A 16,504-nucleotide genomic window follows, 5' to 3' on the forward strand; every position below is an offset into this window, starting at 1 on the left:
CTCATGATCCCCATTACGGAATACGCAGGACGGGATGTCGCCGTGTTTGGCCTTGGCCGAACAGGCCTCAGCGCAGCAAAAGCGCTGAAGGCGGGCGGCGCACGCGTGCATGCGTGGGACGATAATGAGGAAACTCGCAACAAGGCCGAAGCGGCGGGCCTGACCCTCTCGGACATCAACAAGCGCGATTGGCAGACCTTTGCCGCGCTCGTCCTGTCGCCCGGCATTCCCTACAAGTTTCCGGCGCCGCACCGCATCGTGCGCATGGCCGAGATGACGGGCGTGCCGGTTGTTGGCGACATGGAACTCTTTGCCCGCGCCGTGCAGTCGCTGCCGGAACGCGGCCGCCCGAAAATCATCGGCATCACCGGCACCAATGGCAAGTCGACCACGACCTCGCTGATCGGGCATATCCTGAAACAGGCTGGCCGCGACGCGCGGATCGGCGGCAATATCGGCACGGGCGTGCTGGACCTTGCCGCCCTGCATGCCAACGCCGTCTATGTGCTGGAGCTTTCGTCCTACCAGCTGGACCTCGTGAAGAGCCTGCACTGCGATGTGGCTGTCCTGCTTAACATGAGCCCGGACCATCTCGACCGTCATGGCGGCATGGAAGGCTACCAGGCCGCCAAGATGCGTATCTTCCAGAACCAGCAACCGGGCGATGTGGCCATTGTCGGCTTTGACGATGTCATCACGCAGTCTATCGCCATTGGCCTGTCCGGACAGGGAAAGGGCCGCGTTGTCCATGCCTCGTCCACTTACGCGCTTGGCCGGGGCGTCAGTGCAATCGATGGTAAGCTCTACGACAACCAGTCGGGCAAGGCCGAGTTCATCGGCAACCTCGCCGACTGCCCGGCGCTGCCCGGCAAGCACAATCACCAGAACGCCGCTGCCGCCTATGCCGCCTGCCGGGCGCTGGGCGTCGAACATGCGGTCATCATGGCCGGTCTCAAATCCTTCCCCGGCCTCGCCCACCGCCTCGAAACCGTGGGCAGCATTGACGGCGTGCGCTTCGTCAATGATTCCAAGGCCACCAATGCGCAGGCTGCCGAACAGGCGCTGAAGGCCTTCAAGAATGTCTACTGGATCGCTGGCGGCGTTCCCAAGGCTGAGGGCATCGAGCCGCTTGCGCCACTCTTTCCGAAAATTACCAAGGCCTACCTGATCGGCGCGGCCGAAGACGCCTTCGCGGCCACGCTGAAAGGCAAGGTCGCGCTCCAGAAATGCGGCACGCTGGAAAATGCTGTCGCGGCTGCCCTGCGTGATGCCAAGGCTGCAGGCGAAGAAGACGCCATCGTGCTCCTGTCACCGGCCTGCGCCAGTTTCGACCAGTTCCGCGACTTCGAGCATCGGGGCGATGTCTTCCGCTCGATTGTCCAGTCGATGATGCCCGCCGAGCTCAAGGTGATGGCTTGAGCCCAGCGCCGACCGCCTTGCAGTTTGCCCGGTCGGACACGTCCTGGCTCACCGAATGGCGCCGCACGATTGACTGGGGATTGATGGGCGGGGCCTTCTTCCTCATCGGGATCGGGCTGCTCATGTCGCTGGCAGCCGGGCCAACCGCCGCGATCCGCATCGGCTACGACAACGAATATTATTTCATCATCCGTCAGGCCGTGTTTGCGGCGGCGGCTGCGGTGATCCTCGTCTCGATGAGCCTGCTGGACCAGTCCTGGGCCCGGCGCGTGGCGGCGGTGATCTTCTTCGTGTCGCTGGCGCTGATGATCTGGATCCTGGTCTTCGGATACGAGGCCAAGGGCGCCCAGCGCTGGATCCGGATCGGCAGCTTCTCGCTGCAGCCGAGCGAAATGGTGAAGCCCGCGCTGATCGTGCTCAGCGGCTGGCTGCTGGCCCAGCGCGAGGCCTACCCGAGCGGGCCATGGGCGGTCATCGCCTTCCTGTTCTATGCGGTGACGCTTGGCCTCCTGCTGTTGCAGCCGGATGTCGGCCAGTCCGTCCTGCTGACGGCCGCCTTTGTCATCACCTTCTTTATCAGTGGCCTGCCATGGCGATGGGCGGCGGCCTTTGCCGGGGGCGGCGCGGGGCTTTCGGGCCTGCTCTATGCGCTGCTGCCGCATGTGCGTGCGCGGGTGAACAGCTTCTTCAACCCGACGCAATACGACACCTACCAGATCGACAAGGCGGCGGAGGCCATCGGGCGCGGCGGCCTGTTCGGTGTCGGCCCGGGGGAGGGGCTCGTGAAAGCCAGCCTGCCGGACGCCCATACAGACTTCATCTTCTCCGTCATGGTGGAGGAGTTTGGCCTTGTGGCCGCGATTGTCCTGCTCGCGGCATTCTCGCTGATGGTCCTGCGCGGGTTCAGGGCGGCGGCCCGTCTGGATGACGGGTATGCCCGCGCGTCGGCGGCCGGATTGTTTTCATTGTTCGGCCTTCAGGCCGCCATAAACATTGCCGTAAATGTGGCCTTGATCCCGCCCAAGGGCATGACACTGCCTTTTGTATCGTATGGAGGCTCTTCTATGATCGGCACGGCATTGACACTCGGGCTTGCACTGGCACTTGTGCGCGGACAAGGTACGCGCACAAGGGGACGGTATGGGTGAGGGTAGCTCCGACAAGCTGGTAATCATCGCGGCAGGCGGAACCGGGGGACATATGTTTCCCGCGCGCGCCTTCGCCGACGAGATGCGTGCGCGCGGATGGACCGTGGGCCTGATCTCCGATTCCCGCGGGCTGCGCTATGCCGCTGACTTTCCGGCCGTCTGGAAGGAAGAGGTCAAAGCCGCTTCGCCGAACTTCCGCAAGCCGTGGACGCTTCCCGCAGCAGCCCTGAAGATCAATGCCGGTATCAATCGTGCTTCCAAGCTGATGAAGGCAAGCCGTCCTGCGCTTGTCGCCGGCTTTGGCGGCTATCCGGCCTATCCCGCGCTAGCGGCGGCCAAGCGCCTCTCCGTGCCGATCATCATCCATGAGCAGAACGCGGTGCTCGGCCGGGTGAACCGCCAGTTCGCGCGCCATGCCAAGCTGGTGGCCAGCGGCTTCAACCGGCTCGACTTCCTGCCGCCCGGCGCCGCCCATATGGCCATCGGCAATCCGGTGCGCGCGCCCATCATCGCGATGCGTGATGAGCCTTACCCGCCCACCGATGGCAAGCTGAACCTGTTCGTCACCGGCGGGAGCCAGGGCTCCAGCATTATTGGCGACACTGTGCCTCTGGCGATTGCCGATTATATCCCCGCGCCGCTGCGCGCCCGGTTGAAAGTGGTTCAGCAGGTGCGCGAAGAGCAGATGGAAGGCGTGCGCAACCTCTACCGCCGCGCCGGCGTCGATGCAGACCTCGCGCCCTTCTTCAGCGACATGCCCGAACGCCTCGCGGCGGCGCACCTTGTCGTGGCGCGCTCCGGCGCGGGAACGGTCAGTGAACTCGCTGTTGTGGGGCGGCCGTCGATCCTGATCCCCCTCGCCATCGCCATGGACGACCACCAGGCCGCCAATGCCGAAGCGCTGACGGATGTGGAATCGGCCGACATGGTGCTGGAGTCCAATCTCTACCCAAAACTGCTGGGCAGCCTGATCGCTGTGCGTCTGGAACACGGCGATGACCTGCGCAAACGTGCAGCGGCGGCCAAATCGGTCGGCAAGATGAATGCAGCATCAGACCTCGCCGACATGGCCGAGCGGGTCGCGGAACTTTAGGCAGCCGAAGGGCGACAGCCGTGGGTCTTGTGCATGTGGGCTGCGCGAAGCCAGTCCCAGCCGAAAGCCGCGTCTGAATCGCCATCGCGCTCGCGGGCGGCGAGGCGTTCCAGTGCTTCGTCCAGCGTCGGTTCGTGACTAGCTGGCACCCACCACATGACGAAATGCATGCCGCCGAGTATCTCGAACCATTCCTCGCGCCGCTCATAGAACTTGCGGTGCACCGTGCCCCAGACGAAGCGCTCAAGGCTTTCCACGTCTTCCCAGACGGTCATGTTGGCAACAAATTGCGGGTCGCCGCCGATCTTGGCTTCGGTATTGCCCGTGCCCGGCTCGCCTGAGCCCTCCATCATCCAGACAAAGCCCGGCATCGACTTGCCAAGGCCGTTGATGAAGTCGAGATTGTCCATGAAGTCCTTGACGCGCGGGTCGTCGGTCGGGGCGAGGAGGCGGCCGATATTCAGCTGGGCAAGATGCATCGTCATCGGCAGGTCCCCACGTCGCGAAAGCGCCCCAAAGCGCCTCTGATTGCGTCAATCAATCGCCACGATTGGTGGCGAACTTGCAGCTTGCCGCGCCGGGCGGGCAATTTCAATGGGCACGGGTCCTTGCCTACGGAATGCGCAGCAAGGTAACGCTATCGCTCACACTTTCTGATGGATCGGTCTACTTCATGGCTTCACCCACCCCTTTCGACCTCGGCCCGGCGCATATTGTTGGCATCGGCGGCATCGGCATGTCCGGCATTGCCGACGTGATGCTGACCATGGGCTATCAGGTACAGGGCTCGGATATTTCCGAGAGCGCCAATGTGCAGCGCCTGCAGGAGAAGGGCGCGAAAGTGTTCATCGGCCACAAGGGCGAGAACGTGAAGGGCGCAGGGACCGTCATCATTTCCTCCGCCATCAAGAAGGACAATCCGGAAGTGCTGGCCGCGCGGGCTGCAGGCATCCCTGTTGTGCGCCGCGCCAATATGCTGGCCGAGATCACGCGGCTTAAATACACGGTCTGCGTGGCCGGTACGCATGGCAAGACGACGACGACCAGCATGGTGGCCTGCCTGCTCGATGGTTGCGGCATCGACCCTACCGTCATCAATGGAGGCATCATCCATGCCTATGGCTCGAACTATAAAGCCGGCGAGAGCGACTGGATGGTGGTCGAAAGCGACGAGAGCGATGGCACGTTCGCCAAGCTGCATCCGACCTGCGCCATCGTCACCAATATCGACCCGGAGCACATGGACCATTACGGCTCCATGGATAAGCTGCGCGAAGCCTTTGATACATTTGTCGAAAACCTGCCTTTCTATGGGTTTGCCGTGCTGTGCACAGACCATCCCGAAGTGCAGAACCTGGCCGCGCGCGTCACCGACCGCCGCCGGATCAGCTATGGCTTCAATCGTCAGGCCGATGTGCGCGCGATCAATCTGAACACCGATCTGGACGGCGCCCATTTCGACGTCGCCTTGCGTCGGCCCGGCTCGGCCACGCCGCGCATCATTCCAAACCTCACCTTGCCCATGGCCGGCGAGCACAATGTGCAGAACTCGCTGGCGGCCATCACCGTCGCGCTGGAGCTTGGCGCGACCGATGACCAGATCCGCACGGCCCTTGCGGGCTTTGGAGGGGTCAAGCGGCGCTTCACAACGGTCGGGGAATGGTCACCGAAGGGGCAGGACGCGGCCCCGGTGCGGATCATCGATGACTATGGCCACCACCCGGTCGAGATTGCCGCCGTGCTGAAGGCGGCCCGCGCAATGCTCGGGCAGGGCCAGCTGATCGCCGTCTGCCAGCCCCACCGCTATACGCGTCTGCGCGACCTGTTCGACGATTTCTCGCGCTGCTTCGATGCCGCCGATGAAGTCCATGTTGCGCCGGTCTATGAGGCTGGCGAATCGCCCATCGACGGCATTACGAGCGAAGCACTTGTCGCGAGTATCAAGCGCCATGGCCACAGGGGCGCGCATGTCCTCGCCTCGCTGGACGACCTGCCGGACATGGTCCGCAGGGTGGCCCAGCCCGGCGCAATGGTCGTCTGTCTCGGGGCAGGGGACATCACCAAATATGCTGGCGAGCTTGCTGCGAAACTGTAGCAGTCATAGCAGCTGACGCGACGCAAAGTGGCTTGATCGCTGTCAAAGACCTTTCCTCGCGCTGCGGAATGTCGCACGGTTGTCCCTGAGCGCCGCTCAGAGCGCACCGGGAGAGCAGTCTATGAGTAGCGACATTACCGAACCGACCTTACCAGCGACGGAGGGCCAGATGGCCGAAATCGAAGATGCCCAGCTGGGCTTTGTTCGGGGTGGTGAAGGGGGCGCAACCGGCAAGACGGGCCTTGCATGGGCCTGGTTCGAATGGGCCCGCAATCCGTACTATATTCTTATCGTCATCTATATTTTCGCGCCTTACTTCGCGCGTGACATCATCGGCGGCAACCTGCTGGCGAGCGGCGCGCTGGACGGCATGGACCCGGCCAAAGCGCATGCCGTAGCGGGTGCACAGGGCCAGGCAACTGTTGCGGCTGTCACCAAGTGGGCCGGCTTGATCGCAGCGCTGACGGCGCCCTTCCTCGGCGCAGCCTTCGACCGTGGCCTGAAGCGCAAGCCGTTCATTTTCATGAACATGGCTGTGATGGGCGTAGCGAGCTTCATGCTCTGGTGGGCGATACCCGGCAATGCAGGCCTCTCGATTCCGATGATCATGGGCCTGCTGATCATCGCCTATGTATCCTACACCTATAGCGAAGTGGCGCATAATTCGATGCTGTCGGATGCGGCGCGGCCCGAGGCCCTGCCGGGTGTGTCCGGCCTTGGCCTCGCGCTGGGTAACGGGGCCGCGACGCTCATGTTCATTGCAATCGTCTTGCTGTTCGCCCTGCCGGACGTCGTCCATTGGCCGTTCAAGACAGCCGCCTTTGGGATCGACACGTCAAAGTTCGAACAATTCCGCCTTGCCGGACCGCTGTGCGCCGTCTGGCTCGCGATCATGATCTTTCCTTTCTTTCGCTATGCGAAGGATACCGGCATCAAGGGCACACCGATCATTCCGGCATTCCGCGATGGTGTGCGCGGCGTGATCAGCACGGTGAAGCGCGCGAGCGAGCATCGCGAGGCGTTCAAGTTCCTGATTGCGCGTACGCTCTATGCCGATGGCATGGCGGCGCTGCTGGCCGTTGGCGCTGTCTATGTCAGCCTGTTTCTCGGCTGGGGCCTGATCGAGCTGACCGTCTATGCGATCTGGGCGTCCATGTGGGCCGTTGTCGGTGGCATATTCGGCGGCTGGCTGGACCGGCGCATGGGTCCGAAGAATGCGCTGATTTTCGAACTGTCGGGAATCGTCGTGATCATGTTCTATGGCCTGTCGATCACCAAGGAGACGATCCTCTTCGGCCTGATCCCGAACGTCGAACTGTTCGACTGGCCGTATTTCGGCACGCTGTCTGACCTTGCCTACCTCCTGCAGGGCATGCTGATCGCGATCTTTGCCACGGCAAATATCTCCTCCAGCCGATCCATGGTCGTGCATGTGGCGCCGCCGCATATGCGCGGGGAGTTCTTTGGCCTCTTCGCGATTGCCGGAACGATCACGGTGTGGATGGGACCGCTTCTTATCGAGTATTTCACCAAATGGTCTCAGGATCAGCGGATCGGCATGTCGGCGATCGCGCTCCTGTTCTTCCTGGGGCTCGCGATGCTGACCACGATCAACGCAAAAGACAGGCCGGCCTCCTAACGGAAGCCGGCTGTCGGCGTTTCCTCTTATGATGCGGTGTGCTGCGTCTTGCGCGCAGCCTATCCATCTTAGCTGGTTGGGCCGAACGGGTTGCCGTTGCCGTTCTTGTCATGCGTCCGATTGATCTCGTTGACGCGGCGTGGGCGCAGATAGAACGTATCCGACACTGTGCGTTCGTTCTGGAGCACGTAACCGAACGGGCTCCTATACTTGTAGTAGACTTCCGCCATTATGACTGAGCCGGGGGAGGGGATGATGCCCGGGGCGACGGTAATCTTCGTGCCCGGTGCATAGGCGGTGAGGTTATAGGAATCCGACCAGGCAACTTTCGGATTGCCGTCGCCATTGTCGACGACACTTGTGATACGGAGATTGGCAGAGGCCGCATCATAGGGCTGCATCATGACTTTGGCCGCATCGAACATTTCATGCATGTCCGTGTCGGTGACAGTCGACAAGCGGGCCGTAAGGTCACCAAGGCTGGCGCTGGTAGAGGTGACGCGGCGATCAATACGCATCAGGAAGCTGAGTTCGATACAGCCGAAATAGATCAGGATCATGACCGGGGCGATGAGCGCGAATTCAACCGCGGACACGCCCTGTTGATTATAGCAGATGCCCTTGATACCGCGCCATTTGCTACGTCGTGTCAGGCGGGAGAGAAACGATCTGGCTGACATCGACTAGTCTCCGAAGGGTTCGTTGCGGAACACGGCATTCGCCTGCACCAGGTATTTCGAGCCGGCCATATTGGCCAGCGGCGCTGTCATGAACGGCGTCATGAGACTCCACTCATAAAACACACGTACAGCGACGATGTCGTTCGGGCCGCCGGGATCATAGCTGAAGCCGTTGTCATCAAACTTGCCGTCATTATCGATCGGCATGTCTATATTGGCTGCTGAAAATCCGCTGAGGGCCTTAACGTCGATGTGCAGTTTGGCATCGCAGTCGAGCATACCCATGAATCTCTCACAGACGGATGTCCGAAAATTCTGTTCGTTAAAGCCGTTTTCCTGCGCCTGACCGGTACGGATCTGGCGGGAAGCCTCGGCAACGGCGTGTTCCATGATCGTCGAGATGACGAAGAGGATACAGACTTCGAGGAGGCCGAAAATAAGCAGGAAGAAGGGGGCGGCGACCATTGCAAACTCGACTGCGGCGATGCCGCGGCGGTCTGCCGTATACGCATGCCACGTACGCATGAGGCGAGGCGTAATGATGCCAAGGCCGGTATTAAACATGACGTCACCCCAATCAGACTAAAGTCTCAGCTTGAAAGGATAGCAGGTGTGAGTTTGCGCCGGATTGAGCGTTTCCATTAAATTTTACAGACTTCGCACTGCAGCTGACGCCAGCATAAAGGAGGGCGAGACGGTTAGTTCCCGTCATTCAGGGATTGAAGGCCCTTTTGCTGCCTGACGATCTGATCAAAATACTCAGCCTGGTCACCTGTGCTCATAACCGAGCGGCATCCTGGCGAGCAATCATATGTGTAGCTCGCGCCTGACTTGTTGATCGTAACAAGATTTGCCGAGTTGGACGTTACGACCACGTCTGACGACATGATCTGGTTGCCAGCCTTGTCAAAGATCATGATGTTCGTCGTGCCGAACGCCTTACCGGTAATAAAGATAAGGTGTTCGTCGTGTACGCCGACGTCGGCGATGTTCTTGTTGCCGATTACGATACTGGCGGCGCCGCCCGAAATGCGAACAGGAACTGTCTTGTTTGTTTCTACCGAGATATCCCGCGCAGCGGCAGCTCCGGCAAGCAGGGAGGCGGCAAAGGCGATCGTGCAGGACTTGGCAAGGATGTTCATTGTCGACGCTCCGCAGTGGGCTTGATGACAAGTCATTGTACGAAGAAGGTTGCTCGTTTCCTAATTGACCAGAAACCGTCCTTATATATAGGAGCGTGGATCATCATTTGCGACCTGCGAACAAGGTAAACGAATCACTCATTTACCTTCACGGATTATCTGGATTCCTTCACCTGATATTTGGAATAGTCCTGTAAATTCAGCAGTGTTCCAGAAAGAAAAAAATGTCTGGAACTTTTTTATCGCATGATGGGAGTTTCCAATGTTTGCACGTTTTCTTAAAGACGAATCCGGCGCCACGGCTATCGAATACGGCCTTATCGCTGCTCTGATCGCTGTTGCTATCATCGGTGGTGTTACCGCCCTTGGTACGAGCGCCAACACGACCTTCACGACTGTTTCGACGGCTCTTGATAACGCCAACTAAACATCGTTGAACCTCTAAGGTTCGTCGAAAGGCCGCCGGGGAAACCTGGCGGCCTTTTCTTTTGTACCTTCACTCGGCTGCATGCCTGATGCGTCAAAAGTAAAAACTTCCTTCAGTCTTTTGCGCGACATTCCCCGGCATATGCAGACCTGAGGGCGCCACATGATACTGAATATTCTCGCTGCGGCATTCCTGATCCTTTGCGTGGTTGCAGCGCTTCATGATATCAGTCGCCTGACAATCTCCAACTGGCTCAATCTGCTGATGGCTGGCCTCTTCATTCCCGCTGCAGCCGTCTCGGGACTGCCGCTTGAGCTGATCGGCGGGCATATAATGGTCGCAGCCCTGGCCTTCCTGATTGCGTTCGGTTTGTTCGCTTTCAACATTTTCGGGGGAGGGGATGCCAAGATGATTCCAGCCGTGATGCTTTGGCTGGGGCCGGACGCAGGGCTGCCCTTCGTGTTCTGGATGGCCCTGGTCGGCGGCGCATGTGCTCTCTTCATCCTCTTCGTTCGCCGCACCATGCCTGCAGCAGCTATTCCAGGATTAGTGCGTGCGCCCTTCGAAGAAAATGCCGGTGTTCCGTACGGGGTCGCCATCGCGGCGGGGGCGATCGCGGCGGCGTCAGCGTCACCATTCCTTTCTGATTTATTAAACCAAGTGAGTGCTTTGAGTTAACCAAGCCTTAGGCCCAATCGTGGAAGTCTTCCGATTGGACGGGGGTTCCGCATAGCTGCAGTACACCTACCGGGTTCAGTCATTACAGGGAGTGGCGCCTATGTCGCCCATGCGTCTCATTATTCTGGTTGGTGCTGCCATGGCGGCCATGGCGGCCGCTTTCCTGGTGCGCAATATGGCGAAGCCCACGACGGTTACGGAGATTGTCCCCGAAATCCAGACACAGGTGACCGAAGTCTCCGAAGTTCAGGTTCTGGTCGCGCGCCGGAACCTGGCGATTGGTGACCGGTTGGCAACCAGCGATTTCGAATGGGCGCCGTGGCCGAAAGCGAATGTTTCGGACGGCTACCTGACGGAAGCCAAGGCGCCGGATGCGATCGAGCAAGTCACGGGTGCCATCGTGCGCATACCCATTTTCGACCGCGAACCGATCAATCCCGCGAAATTGGTGCTGGCCTCGAACTCCAGCCTTATGGCGGCGATCCTGTCACCCGGCATGCGGGCAATGTCGGTTGAGATATCCACGGAGTCTGCCTCGGGCGGCTTCATCCTGCCGAATGACAAGGTCGATGTGATCCTCACCCATGACATTCAGGTCCAGACGGACCAGATGGTGACCGAGCGCCCATCGACATCGACGATCATCAAGAATGTGCGTGTTCTGGCAATCGACCAGGTCTTCAAGCCCGATGAAGATGGCGGCTCGTCCCAGATCGGCAATACCGCGACACTGGAACTCTCTGAAAAGGAAGCCGAACTGATCGCGCAGGCCCAGAGAATGGGCAGTCTCGCGCTCGCTCTCAGACCCTGGTCTGACGCAGGCGATGACCAGAGCCGGGATTCACGTACGGACATGCTGAATGGCGGATCCGGCATGCAGGGCGGAATTACAATTTTCCGGAATGGCATGGCGACGACAACGACGGGGCTTGGGGGAAGTTGAGAATGGTATTTCAGTCTCCCGTGAGGACTGGCCTTCTGCTGGCCGCGGCGGCCCTTGGGCCGTGTTTTGCGCATGCCGCGCCCAATGACATGGGAACCGTCATCACGGCGCCTGGTCAGTCCAACGTGTCGCAGCAGGTAACACTCGGGCTCAACAAGTCCCTGATCATTGACCTTGAAAATCCGGCGGCTGACGTTGTCATCACCAATCCGGCCATTGCCGACGCTGTGGTGCAGACATCCAAGCGGATCATCTTCCGCGGCGTTAAATATGGCCAGACAAATGCCTTCGTGTTTGACCGCGCCGGGAACCAGCTGCTGAATCTTGAAATCAATGTCGAAACCGACATGACCAGCCTTCACCAGTTGATTGAACGCCATGTTCCGGATGCTCGCGTGAACGTGGAAGGCCTCAATGGCAACGTCCTGATCACCGGCTCGGTGGACGACATGACGCAAAGCGATCAAGTCGAGCAGCTCGTCTCGGCCTTTGTTGGCGCAGACGAGGACACCAAGATCGTCAACATGGTCCAGGTCGCAGCCAAGGATCAGGTCATGCTGGAAGTGCGCATCGTTGAGATGCAGCGCACCGCAATCAAACAGCTGGGTATCAACCTGTCCGGTACGCCCGGATGGGGTGACTTTGCAAAACTCGTCGAGAAGCAGCTGTTCGCCGATGGGGATGGCGACGGTCTTCCAGAAGACCAAGGCACCACGGTCAAGGTGCCTGGAGCGCCACAGTCATTCGCTGGTGCCATTGGTTCCAGCAACAGCTTTCCGATTCAAGGCAGGGCGCTTGGCGGTTTGAACGGCGGCCTGACATACTCCAACTATGTCGGTGATACACTCCAGTCCAATGTAGGTGTTTCGCTAGATGCGCTGGAGCGTATCGGCATCGTCAAGACATTGGCCGAACCTAATATCGTTGCCATATCCGGGGAGAGCGCCAAGTTTCTCGCTGGCGGTGAATTTCCGGTCCCCGTCGGCCAGGACAAGAATGGCAACGTGACCATCGAGTTCAAGCCATATGGTGTGGGCCTTGGCTTCACGCCGGTTGTCCTGTCTGAAGGCAGGATATCGCTCAAGGTTTCCACCGAAGTGTCGGAACTGACGTCGCAGGGGTCCTTCCAGGGCAACACCCAGTCGGTGATCGACGCCAATGGCAATATCATACAAGTCGCCGGCATCACCATTCCGGCCCTGTCGGTTCGCCGCGCCGAGTCCGTCATCGAACTGCCGTCGGGCGGATCGATGATGATGGCGGGCCTGATCCAGTCCAAGACACGCCAGACGCTGGACCAGATTCCCGGGCTGAAGAAGTTGCCCGTCCTCGGTGCGCTCTTCCAGTCGCGTGACTTCCTGCAGGACGAGTCCGAGCTGGTCGTGATCGTGACACCATATCTGGTCGATCCGACACAGAAGGACCAGCTGCGCACACCTGCGGACGGCTATGCCAACGCGTCTGACGCGAAGACAATCTTCTTCGGCAAGCTGAACGAGCAATACGGCAAGGACGGTGCGCCCGTGGACGCAGAAAACTACCGTTCTCCCGTTGGATTTATTGAAGAGTAAGGGATATCCGAATGAACCCGAAGCTTAAGACAGCCAACACTCTGATCGCTGCCAGCCTCTGCCTGGCCGGCCTGACGGCCTGTGCGAGCCAGGCGCCGACGGCTGTGCCGGACTCGTACCTTCAGGGCACTGCGCTGGATCGCAATGCCATCGGCGTCACCAAGCGGACCGAATTCCTCGAGATCAGTATCGATCCCATGTCCAGCCAGCTCAGCCTGAAGGACAAGGCCCGCATCGAGGATTTTGTGCGCACCTATCGCACCAAGGGCCATGGCCCGATGATCGTTTCACTGCCCGAGACGAGCGAGAACTCCCAGCTCGCGGTCGAAGCCATTGTCACTGCGCGTGAGATCGCGTGGCAGAACGGTGTCGAATATGACGAGATCGCAGGCAGCAGCCACGGCGCTGATTCTGATGCGTCCGAGCCGATGATCATGGCCTTTCAGGTCTACGATGCGATCAAGCCAGACTGTAAGTCGATGGCAGAATATGATGTTGCCGACATCCGTTCCAACAATGAGATGCCGAGCCTGGGCTGTTCCATCCGTACCAATCAGGCGGCGATGATTGCTGATGCGGCCGACCTGCTGGGCCAACGTGAACTGGCGGCAGGCGACTCGATGCGCCGCAAGGTCATTCTCGAAAAATTCCGTATGGGCGAATCTACCGCCTCGGCCCGCTCATCGGCTGAATCGGGCGCCGTTTCCAGTGCGGTCCAATAGGCGCGACCTGTCGAATAGAAGGACGAAAGTACAATGTCGAAAGAGAAAGCACTCTTTGAAGACGAATTCGACGCAGACTTCGACGATGTGTTCGCTGAGGATCAGGGAATGGACGCACTGGATGCGCCAGCCAATGATGCGTTCGACAGCTTCATGAGCAGCGACGACCTGCTCGCCTCGCCCGAGCAGAAGCAGGTCGTAACAGACCAGCCGATCTTCACAATGCCCGACGTCAACGGCGGCGACGCGCCGCTGCCGGCGATCTCCATCAAGGTTTTCTACGAGCGCGAGGAAACGCGCATGATGATGGACGTGTGCGCACGCGACCGTCGCATGGGCCGGGCCACGCTCGAAGCCATTCCAGGCGGCATACCGGCAGCGATTGCCTATATGCAGGAAAATCCGACGCCAAACCTGCTGATGATCGAGTCCTCGGCGAACGCGCAGCAGATACTGGGCGAAATCGATTCCCTGGCCGAGCATTGCGATGAGAACGTCCAGGTCATGGTGGTTGGCGTGGTCAATGATATCAAGCTCTATCGCCAGCTCGTGGCGCGCGGCGTCAGCGAATACCTGGTGCCACCTTTCGAGCCAATTCAGATCATCCGGTCCATCTCCAGCCTGTTCGTCGATCCGGACCGGCCCTTTGTCGGCAAGCAGATTTCCGTGATCGGTGCGAAGGGCGGGGTAGGGTCTTCCACCATCGCGCACAATCTGGCCTGGGCCTTGGCCGAGAACACGCTGGTCAATACGACGCTTGTCGATCTTGATCTTTCTTTCGGCACGACGGCGCTCGACTTCAACCAGGAGACGCCGCAGACCATCGCCGATGCGCTGCTTGCGCCGGAACGCGCCGATGACGCCGTTATCGAGCGCCTGCTCGCCAAGGCCACGGACAGACTTTCGCTTTTCACGGCGCCCGCTTCGATCAACCAGATCATGGATATCCCGGACGAGGCCTTTACAACGGTCATTGAAAGCGTTCGCCGGAACGTGCCCTACATGGTGCTCGACCTGCCGCATACGTGGAGCCGCTGGGTGCAGCGTACCCTTGTGGCGTCGGACGAAGTCATCATTGTTTGCCAGCCAGACCTTGCCTCGCTTCGCAACGGCAAGAACTTCATCGACCAGCTGAAGGGCCAGCGTCCGAACGATAACCCACCGCGCCTTGTGATCAACATGAGCGGCGTGCCGAAGCGTCCGGAAATTCCGATCAAGGATTTCGCGGCAGCCATCGGTGTCGAGCCGGAGATCATCCTGCCATTCGAGCCGGAACTGTTCGGCACGGCGGCAAACAATGGCCAGATGATTTCAGAAACCGACGCTGCGTCGCGTTCCTCCATGGCAATTGATCACCTGGCGACCGTCCTAACCGGGCGGGTTGTCGCAAAGCCGGCCAAGTCTTTCCTCAACAAACTCCTCGGCAAGTAAACTCAATTGAAAGGGCCCCTTAGATGGCCTTCGGCAAACGTTCAGGATCACCAGATGCGTCAGCGCCAACGGCGCCAAGACCTGCTGCGCCCGCCCCGCAGCCGCGTCCGCAGGTGGCGAAGCCGAAAGTGCCTGATCCGGTACAGGTGAAAGGGGCGCCAAAGCCGACCGCCGCGACACCCGTCAAGGTCAAGAAGCCGGAACCAAAGCCCGAGCCGGTCCGCAAGGTCAACCAGCAGTCCGAGCAATATTACGCAACAAAGACAACGGTTTTCAACGCACTCATCGACACGATCGACCTGTCGCAGCTGGCCCAGCTTGATGCCGAAAGCGCGCGCGAAGAGATCCGCGACATCGTGGTCGAGATCATCAGTATCAAGAATGTGCTGATGTCCATTTCCGAGCAGGAACAGCTGCTCGACGATATCTGTAACGATGTGCTTGGCTATGGCCCGCTGGAGCCGCTTCTGGCACGCGACGACATTGCCGACATCATGGTCAACGGCGCCGACACGACCTATATCGAGGTCAACGGCAAGATCGAACGCACAAATATCCGCTTCCGCGACAATGCCCAGCTGATGAACATCTGCCAACGCATCGTGAGCCAGGTTGGCCGCCGCGTGGATGAAAGCTCACCGATCTGTGACGCGCGCCTGCTCGACGGCTCGCGTGTGAACGTTATCGCGCCGCCGCTGGCGATTGATGGCCCCACGCTCACCATTCGTAAGTTCAAGAAGGACAAGCTGCAGCTGCAGGACCTCGTGAATTTCGGGTCGATCAGCGAAGCCGGCGCCGAAGTGCTGCGCATCATCGGTCATTCGCGCTGCAACGTTCTCATCTCCGGCGGTACGGGCTCGGGGAAGACCACGTTGCTCAACTGTCTCACCGCTTTCATCGAGCCGGGCGAGCGGGTCATCACCTGCGAAGACTCCGCCGAACTCCAGCTCCAGCAGCCGCACGTCGTGCGTCTTGAAACGCGTCCGCCGAACATTGAAGGTTCCGGCGAGATCACCATGCGCGAACTGGTCAAGAACTGCCTGCGTATGCGTCCTGAACGCATCATCGTCGGCGAGGTTCGCGGACCTGAAGCGTTCGACCTCCTGCAGGCCATGAACACCGGTCACGATGGCTCGATGGGTACGCTCCACGCCAACAGCCCGCGCGAAGCCCTCAGCCGTGTGGAATCCATGATCACGATGGGCGGCTTCTCGCTGCCTGCGAAGACGATCCGCGAAATGATCGTCGGTTCGATTGATATCGTCGTTCAGGCTTCGCGCCTGCGTGACGGTTCGCGCCGCATCATGTGCATCACCGAAGTGATGGGCATGGAAGGCGACATGATCGTGCTGCAGGACGTGCTCAAGTTCGAAATGGATGGCGAGGACGAAAACGGCAAGATCATCGGTGCTCACCGTGGCACGGGTGTCGGTCGTCCGCGCTTCTGGGAGCGCGCCTCCTATTACAATCTGGAGCGTGAACTGGCTGCAGCGCTCGACGCGTTGGGGAACTGATT

General features: G+C 59.9%; 16 protein-coding genes. 12 read left to right on the forward strand and 4 right to left on the reverse strand.

The features are described from left to right. The first annotated feature begins 3 nt into the window (after nt 1–3). From murD to HOC_RS06335, 3 genes are read left to right on the forward strand one after another with little or no spacing between them, the layout of a single operon-like run. Entirely contained in the window at nt 4–1,419 is a 1,416-nt protein-coding gene (gene murD / locus HOC_RS06325) for a UDP-N-acetylmuramoyl-L-alanine--D-glutamate ligase (protein ID WP_035536815.1), read from the forward strand. After that, the gene (locus HOC_RS06330) at nt 1,416–2,567 is read left to right on the forward strand and encodes an FtsW/RodA/SpoVE family cell cycle protein (protein WP_241766923.1); all 1,152 of its coding nucleotides are present in this window, start codon (nt 1,416–1,418) and stop codon (nt 2,565–2,567) included. Before murD ends, HOC_RS06330 begins: the two co-directional genes overlap by 4 nt. Beyond that, complete coding sequence (locus HOC_RS06335) at nt 2,560–3,660, forward strand: UDP-N-acetylglucosamine--N-acetylmuramyl-(pentapeptide) pyrophosphoryl-undecaprenol N-acetylglucosamine transferase (RefSeq protein ID WP_035536818.1); 1,101 nt, start codon at nt 2,560–2,562, stop codon at nt 3,658–3,660. The genes HOC_RS06330 and HOC_RS06335 overlap by 8 nt, the downstream gene beginning before the upstream one ends. On the opposite strand, the gene HOC_RS06340 is transcribed toward HOC_RS06335, so the two are convergent. Beyond that, nucleotides 3,657–4,145 carry a DUF3291 domain-containing protein gene (locus tag HOC_RS06340; RefSeq protein ID WP_035536820.1) on the reverse strand — a complete coding sequence of 163 codons (489 nt, stop codon included), beginning with the start codon at nt 4,143–4,145 and terminating at the stop codon, nt 3,657–3,659. The two genes, HOC_RS06335 and HOC_RS06340, sit on opposite strands and share 4 nt — an antisense overlap. Before the next feature lie 188 nt (nt 4,146–4,333). Between HOC_RS06340 and murC the strand changes: the two genes are divergently transcribed. Next, nucleotides 4,334–5,755 (forward strand): UDP-N-acetylmuramate--L-alanine ligase, encoded by a 1,422-nt coding sequence (gene murC / locus HOC_RS06345; RefSeq protein WP_035536916.1) that lies wholly within the window; start codon nt 4,334–4,336, stop codon nt 5,753–5,755. 121 nt (nt 5,756–5,876) lie between these two features. Then, a complete protein-coding gene (locus tag HOC_RS06350) occupies nt 5,877–7,394 on the forward strand; it encodes an MFS transporter (protein WP_241766925.1) in 1,518 nt (505 codons plus the stop codon). A 68-nt stretch (nt 7,395–7,462) separates the two neighbouring features. On the opposite strand, the gene HOC_RS06355 is transcribed toward HOC_RS06350, so the two are convergent. From HOC_RS06355 to HOC_RS06365, 3 genes are all read right to left on the reverse strand, one after another. Beyond that, complete coding sequence (locus HOC_RS06355) at nt 7,463–8,074, reverse strand: TadE/TadG family type IV pilus assembly protein (RefSeq protein ID WP_035536823.1); 612 nt, start codon at nt 8,072–8,074, stop codon at nt 7,463–7,465. A 3-nt stretch (nt 8,075–8,077) separates the two neighbouring features. Then, nucleotides 8,078–8,638: a TadE/TadG family type IV pilus assembly protein gene (locus tag HOC_RS06360; protein WP_084146167.1), complete on the reverse strand. Its 561-nt coding sequence runs from the start codon at nt 8,636–8,638 to the stop codon at nt 8,078–8,080. A gap of 134 nt (nt 8,639–8,772) precedes the next feature. Beyond that, nucleotides 8,773–9,216 carry a pilus assembly protein N-terminal domain-containing protein gene (locus tag HOC_RS06365; RefSeq protein ID WP_035536824.1) on the reverse strand — a complete coding sequence of 148 codons (444 nt, stop codon included), beginning with the start codon at nt 9,214–9,216 and terminating at the stop codon, nt 8,773–8,775. A 262-nt stretch (nt 9,217–9,478) separates the two neighbouring features. Here HOC_RS06365 and HOC_RS21720 point away from each other — a divergent pair, with 262 nt between their 5' ends. The 7 genes from HOC_RS21720 (at nt 9,479) to HOC_RS06395 (ending at nt 16,502) form a co-directional block, all read left to right on the forward strand. After that, nucleotides 9,479–9,643: a Flp family type IVb pilin gene (locus HOC_RS21720; protein ID WP_084146169.1), complete on the forward strand. Its 165-nt coding sequence runs from the start codon at nt 9,479–9,481 to the stop codon at nt 9,641–9,643. A 162-nt stretch (nt 9,644–9,805) separates the two neighbouring features. Beyond that, nucleotides 9,806–10,321, forward strand: coding sequence for an A24 family peptidase (locus HOC_RS06370; protein WP_035536825.1), 516 nt, complete (start codon nt 9,806–9,808; stop codon nt 10,319–10,321). Between the two features lie 100 nt (nt 10,322–10,421). Next, nucleotides 10,422–11,264, forward strand: coding sequence for a Flp pilus assembly protein CpaB (gene cpaB, locus HOC_RS06375; protein ID WP_051624584.1), 843 nt, complete (start codon nt 10,422–10,424; stop codon nt 11,262–11,264). 2 nt (nt 11,265–11,266) lie between these two features. After that, on the forward strand, nt 11,267–12,835 hold the full coding sequence (locus HOC_RS06380) for a type II and III secretion system protein family protein (RefSeq protein WP_035536827.1): 1,569 nt from the start codon (nt 11,267–11,269) through the stop codon (nt 12,833–12,835). Between the two features lie 11 nt (nt 12,836–12,846). Next, entirely contained in the window at nt 12,847–13,557 is a 711-nt protein-coding gene (locus HOC_RS06385) for a CpaD family pilus assembly protein (protein WP_051624585.1), read from the forward strand. 33 nt (nt 13,558–13,590) lie between these two features. Then, nucleotides 13,591–14,988 carry a CpaE/TadZ family protein gene (locus HOC_RS06390; protein WP_035536828.1) on the forward strand — a complete coding sequence of 466 codons (1,398 nt, stop codon included), beginning with the start codon at nt 13,591–13,593 and terminating at the stop codon, nt 14,986–14,988. A 23-nt stretch (nt 14,989–15,011) separates the two neighbouring features. Beyond that, entirely contained in the window at nt 15,012–16,502 is a 1,491-nt protein-coding gene (locus HOC_RS06395; RefSeq protein WP_035536830.1) for a TadA family conjugal transfer-associated ATPase, read from the forward strand. Nucleotides 16,503–16,504 lie beyond the last annotated feature (2 nt).

Origin of the sequence: Hyphomonas oceanitis SCH89, assembly GCF_000685295.1 — a bacterium.
Taxonomy (GTDB): Bacteria; Pseudomonadota; Alphaproteobacteria; order Caulobacterales; family Hyphomonadaceae; genus Hyphomonas; species Hyphomonas oceanitis.

Coding starts and splice junctions, on each gene's coding strand:
- HOC_RS06380 (WP_035536827.1), top strand. CDS start 11,267: ATGGTATTTCAGTCTCCCGTGAGGACTGGCCTTCTGCTGGCCGCGGCG.
- HOC_RS06385 (WP_051624585.1), top strand. CDS start 12,847: ATGAACCCGAAGCTTAAGACAGCCAACACTCTGATCGCTGCCAGCCTC.
- HOC_RS06395 (WP_035536830.1), top strand. CDS start 15,012: ATGGCCTTCGGCAAACGTTCAGGATCACCAGATGCGTCAGCGCCAACG.
- HOC_RS06390 (WP_035536828.1), top strand. CDS start 13,591: ATGTCGAAAGAGAAAGCACTCTTTGAAGACGAATTCGACGCAGACTTC.
- HOC_RS06335 (WP_035536818.1), top strand. CDS start 2,560: ATGGGTGAGGGTAGCTCCGACAAGCTGGTAATCATCGCGGCAGGCGGA.
- HOC_RS06370 (WP_035536825.1), top strand. CDS start 9,806: ATGATACTGAATATTCTCGCTGCGGCATTCCTGATCCTTTGCGTGGTT.
- cpaB (WP_051624584.1), top strand. CDS start 10,422: ATGTCGCCCATGCGTCTCATTATTCTGGTTGGTGCTGCCATGGCGGCC.
- HOC_RS21720 (WP_084146169.1), top strand. CDS start 9,479: ATGTTTGCACGTTTTCTTAAAGACGAATCCGGCGCCACGGCTATCGAA.
- HOC_RS06350 (WP_241766925.1), top strand. CDS start 5,877: ATGAGTAGCGACATTACCGAACCGACCTTACCAGCGACGGAGGGCCAG.
- murC (WP_035536916.1), top strand. CDS start 4,334: ATGGCTTCACCCACCCCTTTCGACCTCGGCCCGGCGCATATTGTTGGC.
- murD (WP_035536815.1), top strand. CDS start 4: ATGATCCCCATTACGGAATACGCAGGACGGGATGTCGCCGTGTTTGGC.
- HOC_RS06365 (WP_035536824.1), bottom strand. CDS start 9,216: ATGAACATCCTTGCCAAGTCCTGCACGATCGCCTTTGCCGCCTCCCTG.
- HOC_RS06340 (WP_035536820.1), bottom strand. CDS start 4,145: ATGACGATGCATCTTGCCCAGCTGAATATCGGCCGCCTCCTCGCCCCG.
- HOC_RS06355 (WP_035536823.1), bottom strand. CDS start 8,074: ATGTCAGCCAGATCGTTTCTCTCCCGCCTGACACGACGTAGCAAATGG.
- HOC_RS06360 (WP_084146167.1), bottom strand. CDS start 8,638: ATGTTTAATACCGGCCTTGGCATCATTACGCCTCGCCTCATGCGTACG.